Origin of the sequence: Geobacillus sp. B4113_201601, from assembly GCF_001587475.1 — a bacterium.
Lineage (GTDB): Bacteria > Bacillota > Bacilli > Bacillales > Anoxybacillaceae > Geobacillus > Geobacillus icigianus.
The window spans coordinates 24,025-36,008 of record NZ_LQYX01000092.1 but is presented as its reverse complement, the minus strand read 5'-3'; the positions used below and the strand labels follow the sequence as shown (position 1 = coordinate 36,008).

At 46.1% G+C, this 11,984-nt stretch carries 9 protein-coding genes, 1 pseudogene and 2 CRISPR repeat arrays (1 of these 12 running past the window's edge); of the genes and pseudogenes, 9 read left to right on the top strand and 1 reads right to left on the bottom strand.

Annotated features, from left to right (window positions below; all coding sequences use genetic code 11):
- Positions 1–17: 17 nt before the first annotated feature.
- The 9 genes from B4113_RS13050 to B4113_RS13010 all read left to right on the top strand — a co-directional run bounded on the left by B4113_RS13050 (position 18) and on the right by B4113_RS13010 (position 10,866).
- A complete protein-coding gene (locus B4113_RS13050; RefSeq protein ID WP_235598007.1) occupies positions 18–1,166 on the top strand; it encodes a TIGR02556 family CRISPR-associated protein in 1,149 nt (382 codons plus the stop codon).
- 1 nt (position 1,167) lies between these two features.
- Positions 1,168–2,124 carry a type I-B CRISPR-associated protein Cas7/Csh2 gene (gene cas7b / locus B4113_RS13045; protein ID WP_061912554.1) on the top strand — a complete coding sequence of 319 codons (957 nt, stop codon included), beginning with the start codon at positions 1,168–1,170 and terminating at the stop codon, positions 2,122–2,124.
- Between the two features lie 15 nt (positions 2,125–2,139).
- Positions 2,140–2,883 (top strand): type I-B CRISPR-associated protein Cas5b, encoded by a 744-nt coding sequence (gene cas5b / locus B4113_RS13040; protein ID WP_061912553.1) that lies wholly within the window; start codon positions 2,140–2,142, stop codon positions 2,881–2,883.
- A gap of 1 nt (position 2,884) precedes the next feature.
- On the top strand, positions 2,885–5,218 hold the full coding sequence (locus B4113_RS13035; protein WP_061912552.1) for a CRISPR-associated helicase/endonuclease Cas3: 2,334 nt from the start codon (positions 2,885–2,887) through the stop codon (positions 5,216–5,218).
- A 9-nt stretch (positions 5,219–5,227) separates the two neighbouring features.
- Positions 5,228–5,737, top strand: coding sequence for a CRISPR-associated protein Cas4 (gene cas4, locus B4113_RS13030; protein WP_033842536.1), 510 nt, complete (start codon positions 5,228–5,230; stop codon positions 5,735–5,737).
- Between the two features lie 2 nt (positions 5,738–5,739).
- Positions 5,740–6,741, top strand: a complete 1,002-nt coding sequence (gene cas1b / locus B4113_RS13025; protein ID WP_033842535.1) for a type I-B CRISPR-associated endonuclease Cas1b — start codon at positions 5,740–5,742, stop codon at positions 6,739–6,741.
- Between the two features lie 11 nt (positions 6,742–6,752).
- Positions 6,753–7,016: a CRISPR-associated endonuclease Cas2 gene (gene cas2 / locus B4113_RS13020; RefSeq protein ID WP_033022484.1), complete on the top strand. Its 264-nt coding sequence runs from the start codon at positions 6,753–6,755 to the stop codon at positions 7,014–7,016.
- Positions 7,017–7,188: 172 nt separating this feature from the next.
- The gene (cas6, locus tag B4113_RS13015) at positions 7,189–7,935 is read left to right on the top strand and encodes a CRISPR-associated endoribonuclease Cas6 (protein ID WP_033022485.1); all 747 of its coding nucleotides are present in this window, start codon (positions 7,189–7,191) and stop codon (positions 7,933–7,935) included.
- Positions 7,936–8,113: 178 nt separating this feature from the next.
- Positions 8,114–9,889: direct repeats of the CRISPR family, unit length 30 nt; unit sequence GTTTTTATCGTACCTATGAGGGATTGAAAC.
- A gap of 68 nt (positions 9,890–9,957) precedes the next feature.
- The gene (locus tag B4113_RS13010) at positions 9,958–10,866 is read left to right on the top strand and encodes an Rpn family recombination-promoting nuclease/putative transposase (protein ID WP_061912551.1); all 909 of its coding nucleotides are present in this window, start codon (positions 9,958–9,960) and stop codon (positions 10,864–10,866) included.
- Positions 10,867–11,331: 465 nt separating this feature from the next.
- Here the strand turns inward: B4113_RS13010 and B4113_RS21245 are convergent.
- A pseudogene (locus tag B4113_RS21245) lies at positions 11,332–11,507 on the bottom strand (transposase); the annotation flags it as partial.
- Positions 11,508–11,724: 217 nt separating this feature from the next.
- A CRISPR array of direct repeats spans positions 11,725–11,984; the repeat unit is 36 nt; unit sequence GTCATAGTTCCCCTGAGATTATCGCTGTGGTATAAT (it continues 500 nt past the right edge of the window).

The window sequence follows — 11,984 nt, the reverse complement described above, 5'->3', positions numbered from 1 at the left end:
TTGTCGAAAAATATTTTTTGGACACCCCTGAGGGGCCGAAAAGCCTTGATAAATCAACATTTCTAGAGGGAGGGTTTGACGAGGCCAAAGCGTGGCGAAATTACCCTGTCTGTTTATCTTGCAAAGCTCATATTGAAGAAGGAAGAAAGTTTGTGGAGTCCCATTTGCACTATCGCTTTTACGGTTTTTCTTATTTCGTCATTCCGACATTGCTTATCCCGGCTGGCAAGGATGTATTGGATGAATTGCTTCAATATTTGACAGACGGAAAGAAAGACATTCGCGTTCATCAAGAGCAGGCAGATTCCTTTATGACGACGGAGGAAGACTTGCTTGGGCTCATGCAAGACTATGATAATTCCCTGTCGCTTCAGCTGTTGTTCTTGCAGAAGATTCAAAGTGCCGAGCGGATTTTGTTATTGATTGAAGATGTGTTGCCGTCGCGAATTAGTGAATTGTTTCAAGCGAAGAAAGCGACGGAGTCTCTTTTGTATAGAGAAGGGGACCATCCTTTTCACTTTGGCTTTCTTCGCACCTTTTTTCGGCCGGGTGTCTATGATAAGTACTTTTTGCAAGTGGTGGAGTATGTATTCCAAAAGAAGCCCCTTTCGATCTCGTTTTTCGCTCCCTTTTTTATGGAGCAGCTTCGGGCTGATTTTTATGATTATGAAGCTGGCGATTGGTCGTTTGTCAACAAAACACGTCAAGCGCTTGCGGTTGTGCTTTTTTTAGAACAGGCGGGCGTGCTAGTCAGGAAAGGAGAGAAAGCGGTGCAAGGGAAATTTGCGCAGTTGTTTGATGCGTACGGGGGACAGCTGGAGTCTCCGGAAAAACAAGCTGTTTTCCTGTTGGGGGCATTGACGCAAATGTTGCTTGACATCCAGCAACAAAAACGAGGAAGCAAGCCATTTGTCAAGCAATTAATGGGGTTGAAGATGGACGAGAAGGCGATCAAAGGGCTGCTTCCGAAGGTCATCGGAAAACTCGAAGAATACGAGTCTTACTATGCGAGCCATCGACAGTTGGCGGAAGAAATTTCCCATTTATTCCTATCCTCTTCCCCAAGCTGGAAATTATCTGTCGATGAATTGAATTTTTATTTCGCCTGCGGGATGAACTTATCGTGGAAGGTCAAAGAAATCGTAGCGAACAAGGAGGAGAAATAATATGGTCAAGCAACGTTCCGAGCTGCTCTTTTTGTATGATGTGCAATGGGCAAACCCGAATGGCGATCCGGTTGACGGGAACAAGCCGCGCATCGATGAGGAAACGGGGAAGAATATTGTCACCGATGTTCGGCTGAAACGGACGATTCGGGATTATTTATATGACTATCGTCAACAAGAAATTTTTGTCCGCGAAATTGCGCAAGACGATGAGTATATTCAAGATGCGAAGGCCCGGGCGGAAGACTTTTTAGTGAAAGACGGCGAGAAACTAGATAAATCGAAACTCACCTTACGCGAAATGAAAAAAATCATCAACGATGAAGTGCTGCGTCAATGCATTGATGTGCGGTTGTTTGGCGTGACATTGCCGATCGAAAAAAACCAAAAGGAAAAAAGCTCAATTACCCATACAGGACCTGTCCAATTTAAAATGGGGCAATCACTGCATCGGGTGAAGATGGAGTATATCAAAGGAACCGGAGCGTTTGCCTCAGGTGGGCAAATGACACAAAAGACGTTCCGGGAGGAATATGTGTTGCCTTATTCCCTCATTGCTTTTTACGGGATTATCAATGAGGCGGCGGCGCGCTTCACAGGATTAACGGAAGAAGATGTGGAGCTGCTGATGGAAGCGATATGGGAAGGTACGAAAAACTTAATTTCGCGTTCGAAAGTTGGACATGTTCCGCGGTTGCTTCTTCGCGTCGTCTATCAAGAGCCGTACTTCCATATCGGAGAGTTGGATAAGTATATTTCTCTTCACACCGAAAAAGCGGAAGAGGAAATTCGGGATGTCAGCGATTATGTGCTTGATGTGTCGCGATTGGTTGAAGTCTTGGTTCAACAGAAAGAACACATCGCCAACATCGAGCTGCGTCAAGACGGAAGGCTTGCGTGCAGCGAGAATCTGGCTGAGCGCTTGCGCAAAGAAGGAATCACTGTCGATATTCGGTAACAGGGAATGAGTGCGATGAATGTGCTTGTATTTGATGTTCGAGCCGATTTTGGCCATTTTCGCCAAATGTATTCGACTTCCTCGCCGCTGACGTACTCGTTTATTCCCCCAACGGCTCTTTTTGGTTTGCTTGGCGCCATCGTTGGAGTGGGAAAAGAGGATAATGACTATTTGCGGGTGTTTAACCATGAGACGACGAATGTGGCTGTACGCCTGATGGAACCTGTACGAAAAACAAGAGTCGGCATCAACTATGTCAATACAAAAGGAAATATATGGGTTCCGAAGCAACGGCGGGAAGGAGCACGAACGCAAATTCGCGTGGAGTTTTTGCGTTTTCCTCGTTTCCGTTGCTACGTATATATGAACGATCACGAGCGATTTTCGCAGCTTGTTGATTTCGTTCGGCAGCACAAAAGCGTCTATACGCCGTGTCTAGGATTGAGTGAATGTTTAGCGGATGTACAGTTTGTCGCTGTAGACGATTTTCATCGGGTTGAAGCGATCGACAAAGAGCCTGTGCCTATTTGTTCGGTCATCCCAGGAAGAGACATACAAGCGCTGAAAGTAGAGCCGGGAAAAGAGTATCGCAAGGAACGAGTGGCTTGGGAGATGGATCCGGCCCGGGTAGTTTCTCGGTATGAAGAAGTGATTTTCGAGGCGGGGGCGCGTCCGCTCCTCGCTTCGGTCCCTTATTATTGGGAGAATGCGCAAGGAGAACGGATTGTCTTTTTCTATTCGAATGGAAAGGGAGAGTAGGATGTATTCTCATCCCCATTATTTTTTGTCGGATCATTTGCGAGGGGTGGAACAGCTTTCCTCCCTCTTTTTGTCTGAAAAGTCCGTCCGTCTCGCCGAGTCCGGACAGTTGGCGGAAGTGAATCGGTGGATTGCGTTTTTTCATGATATCGGCAAAAGTCATGCCTTCTTTCAGCGATACATCCAATCACCGGATTCCTTTCAAGATCCGCCTGCATTAAAAAGCCATGCGCTTTTGTCGGCTGTCCTATTAGCGGTTTTTTTACAAGAAAAGGGGATGGATGAGTTTTGGCGATTGTTGGCGTTTCTTGTCGTGAAGCGGCATCATGGGAATTTAGACGATTGGCTGGAAGAACTGAAGCGGATGGGGGACGAGGCCAAGACGTTGTTGAAGCGTCAAGCTGAAGCAACAGACTTTTCCGCACTATCCAAACAGATGGCCTGTTTGGGTGTTGGACAAGAAGCGATTTGGACGAAAGAAGTGTGGTTAGCGTGGATTGAACGATTTTTTGCCGAAGCTCGCTCGTTGCGCCGCTGGATCATGAAATGGAATCGAAGCAATGATTCGCTTGTGCCATATTTGCAACTATTGTTTCTCTTCTCTCTGCTCATTGATGCAGATAAGTCAGAAGTTGGAATTTTGCAAAAGCAGTCATGGTCGTTTTCCGGACGCAAGGACATTCCGGCCGACTTGATTCTGCGCTATAAGCAGCAACAATCGTGGCCGAAAACGACGTTGAATGAATGGAGAGAGCGGGCGTTTCAAGAAGTGGATCAGGCGCCGATCGATTTGCGTCATCATGTGTATTCGTTGAACTTGCCAACCGGAATGGGAAAAACGTTAGCCGGTCTCCACTTTGCCTTGCGTCTTCGCCACGAAATCGAACGCCGTCAACGGGTGACGCCCCGAATCATTTACAGTCTTCCTTTTCTCAGCATCATTGACCAGACGGCAAGTGTTCTAAAAGACGTTTTTGCCGCGAGCGGAATACAGGAGGATCACCAGCTTTGGCTTGCGCATCATCATCTGGCTGATATGCGTTATGTCACAAGGCAAGATGAGGAGCGGTACGACGCTGATTATGAGGCGGCGAAACTGCTGGTGGAAGGTTGGCATTCGGAATTGATTGTGACTACCTTTGTGCAATTGTTCGAAACGATTTTTTCTCACCGCAATGCTTCACTGCGCAAATTTCATCGGTTGGCTAATTCCATTATTCTCATCGATGAGGTGCAGGCCGTTCCTCATCGTTATTGGTTGGCTGTTCGCCGCTTGTTTGCCGCGATGGCGGAAGAACTCGGCTGTTATTTTATCTTTAGCTCGGCAACGGATCCAAAATGGTTTCCAGAAGCGGTTTCCCTTGTCAATGAATCGGCCTATTTTCAACTGCTTTCCCGGGTGACCTTGCATCCAGACATCGACGAACCGCTAGAGATCGAGGAGTTTGCTCGGCAAATCGAGTGGGATGGGGAAAAAACGTACTTATTCATTTTGAATACGATTGAGAGCGCTAAAGCTTTATACCGTGCCTTTCTAGACGAAGGCGTAGATGAGGGGGACATGACGTTTTTGTCCACGCATATTCCGCCAAAAGAACGCCTGCGGCGGATCATGGCGGCGAAAAACGGGGAGTATCGGATTGTCGTTAGTACGCAGTTGATCGAGGCGGGGGTTGATATTGATTTTGATGTGGTCTACCGAGACTTTGCCCCCTTGGATTCCATCCAGCAGGCAGCTGGAAGGTGCAACCGCCATGGACAGCGGGGAGGGGAGGTGCACATTGTTCGCTTAACAGACAACAAAAAGCGATTATACGCGAGCTATATTTATGATGCGATCCGCTTAGACATTACACAGACTTTGTTAAAAGGAAAAGCGAAAATAGAGGAAAGCGAATTTTTACAGTTGATTACAGCCTATTTCGAAACGCTGACTGCACGAATGAGCAATAACGAGTCCGAACGGCTGTTAAAAGGGATGATGACGCTGTACTTTGATGGGGAAGAAACCGTTGACCGCCTTCCTGTGTCGCACTTTCGCCTGATTGAAGGAGAAGGGGAAAAATTCAATGTCTTTATTGAGCTGGATGAGGAAGCGAGCGAAGTGTTTCGTGAATATGAGACCATTTTGCGAATCAGCGATCGGTGGGAGCGGAGGAAGAGATTTTCTGATATTAAAACCCGCTTTTTTCAATATGTCATTGCGATTCCAGCACGGGTAGATCACCAGCCGCCGATTGTCCATGGGATCGGGTATGTGGGACACGATTCGCTTCCAGATTTTTACGATGAGGCGCTCGGGTACCGGACGAAAAGTGAAGGGCTCATTTGGTAGGTGAGATCGATGGAATATGAAATGCCTGTGACGGGAACGGACATTTGGTACTATTACATTTGTCCGCGTGAAGTTTGGCTGATGAAGCATCAGATTGCTCCAGACCAGGAAGATGAAGCGATAGAAATTGGGAGATTTCTTTCTGAAACAACTTACCAGAGGGACAAGAAAGAAATATCGATAGGTTCCGTTGTCATTGATCGCATCCGTCAAGAAGACGGCCAGTTGATTATAGGAGAAGTGAAGAAGTCATCAAGCTATATAAAAAGCGCTCGAATGCAGCTGTTATACTATTTAGATACGTTGAGACAGGCGGGGATCCACGCGAAAGGGGAACTGTTGTTTCCAAAGGAGCGAAAAAAAGAACGTGTTGAATGGACCGAGGAAGGGCGGCATGAGTTAGAACGTGCCATTGCCGACATCCGCCGCATCGTTCGAATGCCTGTCCCGCCGCCGCCGAAAAAGATATCATTTTGCGGCAAATGCGCCTATCGTGAATATTGTTGGGCGGAGGAATAGAAATGAAAAAGACGCTTTATATTTTCCAAAATGGTGAGCTGCGTCGCAAAGACAATAGTCTGTATTTCGAAACAGAAGGACGTAAACGTTATATACCGGTGGAAAATACGAATGATATTTATATTTTCGGGGAAGTGGACGTATCGAAACGGTTTTTGGAGTTTGCGGCGCAAAAAGAGATCATCGTTCATTACTTTAATCATTATGGCTATTATGTCGGCTCCTTTTATCCGCGCGAACATTTGAATTCCGGACATGTCATAGTAAAGCAAGTCGAGCATTACATTGATCCAGCCAAACGATTGGAGCTCGCCCGTCTATTTGTGCAAGGCTCCATCCGCCAAATGGAGCGGGTGCTCAAGTATTACCGTTCCCGCCTTTCTGAACCGGAGGAATTGGAAAAAGCGCTGCAATTGATCGAACGGGAAGAAGGGAGGTTGAATCAGGCGGAAACGGTGGAGCAGTTAATGGCGGCAGAAGGCCATATTCGTGAAGCGTATTATGCTTCGTTCGATACCATCATCCGCCATCCAGATTTTGTGTTTGAAAAGCGGACCAAACGGCCGCCGCATAATCGTTTGAACGCACTGATTAGCTTTGGGAACTCGATTGTGTACACGATGTGTTTGAGTGAAATTTATAAAACGTATTTAGATCCGCGCATTGGCTTTTTGCATAGCACGAACTTTCGCCGCTTTTCATTGAATTTGGATATTGCGGAAATTTTTAAACCGATCATTGTCGATCGCTTGATTTTCACCTTAGTGAATCGACATATGTTGTCGCATAAGCATTTTGAGAAATTAACCGATGGCATTTTGTTAAATGAAGAAGGAAGAAAGTTATTTGTCAGTGAATTGGAGAAAAAAATGCAGACGACGGTTCAACATCGTCATCTCGGGAAGTCTGTATCGTATCGTCGTCTCATTCGCCTTGAGTTATATAAAGTTCAAAAGCATCTTCTCGGTGAAAAAACGTACGAGCCTTATGTAGCTCGTTGGTAGGTGGAAGCACTATGTTTGTGATTCTCGTGTACGATTTTAACGAAAAGCGTGTGGCCAAAGCGCTGAAAATTGCTCGCAAATATCTTCATTGGGTACAAAACTCGGTGTTTGAAGGGGAAATCACAACGGCGAATTACGAAAAGTTAAAGATGGAACTGCGCCAAATGATGGATCCTGATGAGGACTCGGTCATTTTTTACACGTTTCGCACCCAAAAGTACTCGAAAAGAGAAGAAATGGGGGTGAAAAAGGGCGGGGATGAGTTCATCTTATGACAATGAAGAAGGAACTCGTCCGCTTGAAGTTGCGCCTCGTTGACTCGGTTGGGGATGAGTTCCTCCTATGAAGAAACGGCTCTTACAGCCGACACGAAAGCGCTCGTGTCGGCGAGGATGAGTTCCTCCTATAATTAAAGAAACGGTATTTATCAGAAGGCAGGGTATTCACATGAGACTGACCATTACGATGAACGGGCGGCAGGGCCCGGTGTCGCTGCCGCTTCATTATCAGCATTTGCTGCAAGGCCTGTTGTATCGGTCGCTAGAAAGCGAACGATTGGCGACGTTTTTGCATGAGATCGGCTTCCGCCATGGGAAGCGATCGTTTAAACTGTTTACATTTAGCCGTCTAGTTGGAAGGCATGAAGTGGATAGGGGAAAGAAAACGATCCGATTTTTGGACGATTTCCAATGGCATATCGACACGATCCTCCCGGGTTTGACCGAGCAGCTCGGGCAGCAGTTGTTGCTGCGGCGGGAGGTTTGGCTTTACGATCAGCCGGTCGAGGTCAAAAGCGTGAAGATGGACAAGGTGGAAATTGCCCAAAACACCATCGAGGTGGCCATGCTCTCCCCGCTGACCGTATACAGCACGTATGAAACGATCGATGGCAAAAAGAAAACGCATTTTTTCGGACCGGATGACGACGTCTTTCCCCACCTCGTGGAGCTGAATTTCCGCCATAAATACGAAGCGTACTATGGCGTCGAGCCAGAAGAGCGATTGATGATCGAGCCTGTCCATGTCCATCACCGTCATCGAGTGGTGACAAGATTCAAAGATATGTATATTACGGGCTGGTTAGGCCATTATCGTCTTTCCTCTTCTCCCGAACAACTGACGTTTCTATACCACGTTGGCCTAGGCAGCCGCAATTCTCAAGGATTCGGCATGTTTCGGTTAATCAGCGAGTGAGCCATTCTAATTGTCGTCGACCTCCAATCGTGCAAAAACCCCAGGGGGTCGACGACATTGGTTTTGATCGCTTGATCCCTACAGCCATCATGGTTGAACTTGATTGACAGAATCTTCGAAACGTGATATTCTGATGATGACGCTGAAGGGAAAAGGTTGATATGACAACACTTTTTGGGTTTTTATCGTACCTATGAGGGATTGAAACTACCACCCGATGAATGCTGTCTGATGTTTTAAAACCGTTTTTATCGTACCTATGAGGGATTGAAACAATGCAAGTCAACCTTGGTACTGGTGGTTAAGAACCGTTTTTATCGTACCTATGAGGGATTGAAACCTTCATGCGTCTTTCTTGTTCCACCATTTGTTGCGCGTGTTTTTATCGTACCTATGAGGGATTGAAACTTCCTTTTTTCCGTTTCTTTTCGTCCTCGCCCGGCCTCGTTTTTATCGTACCTATGAGGGATTGAAACATAAATCGCGCTGGCCTGTTTGCGATTGGTGGGAGCGCGTTTTTATCGTACCTATGAGGGATTGAAACTCGTATGGGTCATATCGCGGTCTACGGAGGTGGTCGTTTTTATCGTACCTATGAGGGATTGAAACCTCGGCCTTCAATCCCTAAATCATTTCCGACGGATAGGTTTTTATCGTACCTATGAGGGATTGAAACCCCGGTCTCATTTGTTTCCCCTCCAAATAAAATAAGCACCCGTTTTTATCGTACCTATGAGGGATTGAAACAACAGAAGGACGAGCGCCTGACGCGCCGCACAAGGAGTTTTTATCGTACCTATGAGGGATTGAAACTACATCTACTATCAATTGAAACGCGACTCTATTACGTTTTTATCGTACCTATGAGGGATTGAAACTATACCGCATACTTCAACCGTGCTTTCCAATCCTTAGGTTTTTATCGTACCTATGAGGGATTGAAACAAAGAAGAGCCAGAATTTGCAACCAAATGTGCTATTTACGGTTTTTATCGTACCTATGAGGGATTGAAACAATTTACGCTAAAAAACCCAATTGAAACATCAATCGCGTTTTTATCGTACCTATGAGGGATTGAAACTACATTTTTGCGTACAATTTCATTTTGTCTTCTTTAGTTTTTATCGTACCTATGAGGGATTGAAACAAGCAAGAGAAAGTGTAAAAATAGCATTATTACGCCGTTTTTATCGTACCTATGAGGGATTGAAACGACCAGTGTTAATGCGTTGTCCGTCAGGAATTTTCGTTTTTATCGTACCTATGAGGGATTGAAACTCCTCTACGTCGTTCGAGGGTTCGTTGAATTTCATCGTTTTTATCGTACCTATGAGGGATTGAAACCTAAAAAACTGTTTAATCCCCTCTAATGTCTGATTGAGTTTTTATCGTACCTATGAGGGATTGAAACAAAATAAAAACGCTCATTTTCTGAGCGCTTTTTTCAACGTTTTTATCGTACCTATGAGGGATTGAAACCCGTGCAACTCACGAGCATCAACAATCTTTTCGCCGTTTTTATCGTACCTATGAGGGATTGAAACCAACAATTGGTTGGACTGATAGACCGCGGCAGGTGCGTTTTTATCGTACCTATGAGGGATTGAAACTCTCCACCTGCAAACGACGCTTCCTTCTGTAATCGGTTTTTATCGTACCTATGAGGGATTGAAACTTCGTTTAGCTGACTACGGAAATCAAAATGCAGGCGTTTTTATCGTACCTATGAGGGATTGAAACTCACCAAAGGCATTAAGAGTGAATAGCGGCCTAACACGTTTTTATCGTACCTATGAGGGATTGAAACTACTGTTTTATGTTTCGTTTCGTCCTCGCCCGGCCGTTTTTATCGTACCTATGAGGTATCGTACCTATGAGGGATTGAAACCTGTACCAGATGCACCGAAAATCAAAACAAAGTCTGTTTTTATCGTACCTATGACGAATTTCTCACTGTGAGCAGGATGCCGCCTTGAGGACGGCGAATAGAAAAAGAGAGACCATCAAGGTGAGGTGATGGAATGGCGATTGACCATGATCGGCTGTTCAAAGAGCTGATCCGCACGTTTTTCGAAGAGTTCCTGCTCCTCTTTTTCCCCGACATGCACGAGCATATCGATTTCCATCATCTGTCCTTTTTATCCGAAGAGCTGTTTACCGATGTGACGGCCGGTGAAAAGTACCGCGTTGATTTGCTGGTCGAGACGAAGCTGAAAGGCGAAGACGGGCTGATCATCGTGCACGTGGAAACGCAAGGGTATGTCCAGCCGTCGTTTGCCGAGCGCATGTTCCTCTATTTCAGCCGCTTGTATGAAACCTACCGGACCCGCATCGTTCCGATCGCCGTCTTCCACTATGATTCCCTCCGCGAGGAACCGTCTGTGTTTTCGATGGAATTTCCGTTTGGGGAAGTGCTGCAGTTTCGCTTTTTTTCGGTGGCGTTGCGGAAGAAGCAGTGGCGGGAGTACATTCGGCAGGACAACCCGGTTGCGGCTGCGCTGCTCAGTCAAATGGGGTATACTGAAAGAGAGAAGGTGGAGCTGAAAAAAGAGTTTTTGCGCATGTTGGTGCGGTTGGAGCTCGATGAGGCGAGGCAGCGGCTGCTGCTTGGGTTTTTTGAGACGTACGTGAAGTTGACAGAGGAAGAGGAACAACAGCTGCAAAGCGAGGTGAAGGCGATGGAAACGAAAGAACGAGAGAAAGTGTTGGAGCTGATCATCTCCTACGAGCAAAAAGGGAAAAAAGAAGGGCTGGAAGAAGGGGTAAAACGCGGCCTTGAGCAAGGGATGAAGCAAGGAATGGAACAAGGCATGAAACAGGGAATGAAGCGGCTTATTCAGACAATGGCACAAAAAGGAATGACGGCCTCCGAGATTGCCCGGTTGGTCGATCTTTCTGAAGAAGAGGTTCGAAGCTTGTTGAGCGAGTAAGAAGAAAAGGGGTGATCGATCTCACCTTAGAAGGCCGGTGATTTAAGGGGGCAATCCGCTTGTCAAACCGGTTTCTCAAATAGATAAGCCTTGTCGCATCAGGAGCGCCTTTCAAACGTTCCCCCATTGCTCAAGAGACACAAGCGTTTTTCACCAACCTCCTAGTGTTTTCTGTTGAATGAGTATGAGAATAAAGAAGAAGGCGGTCATCCACCGCCTTTTTGTTCTGTGAAAATCGCACCAGTGAGTCGTGATTTTTATGTCTGGGTAGAGGCGATAAACTCCGCTCTTGTCATAGTTCCCCTGAGATTATCGCTGTGGTATAATCGAGTTCAAAAGCGGATATACTGAAATCAGGTCATAGTTCCCCTGACCCGAGTTCGACAGTGACTAGGCAAACAAAATGCCTCTCATCCCTTGATACCAAATGGACGAGAGGCATTGGGGCATACGTTGGGCGTGTATCTAGGTGCAAGGATGGATGCCTAGAATCTTCGGAGGAGGCTCCAGCCCTAGAGCCGCAAAGAGTTGCACTTGTTTGGCCGTCCGTTCGGTCGTTGACCAAGGTCGCCGTTTTTTGAAGAAAAATGTCCAAGCATGAGACGTTCGCATTCGTCTCTTACGTTCGGCCACGATTCATGATGGAGTTAAGCTACGGTGATTCCATCTTTCTTTTTGCGTGTAACTTGTCGTATGTACATGTCTATATTATAACCGATATTCAGCTCTTTTAAAAGTTAAAATAGGCAAGTCGTGTGCCTATGGAATTCGGCGTTTTTTTCTAGGGGCCACATCGTAAACTCCTTGATATCAAAGCATTTTGGCCATTTTCATTTGCCTAAAATGGCCTCAAAACTGTCGAACTCGGGCCTGAGATTATCGCTGTGGTATAATCGGATTTTCCGTTTTCATATTGGTACTGACGTCATAGTTCCCCTGAGATTATCGCTGTGGTATAATGCCTGTGACGTAATCGCGGAAGTGGTAAGGGTCATAGTTCCCCTGAGATTATCGCTGTGGTATAATATTCGGACGCTTCGGGGAACCGTAGTAAATGTCATAGTTCCCCTGAGATTATCGCTGTGGTATAATTCGGAATGGAAATAATAAACTTAAAT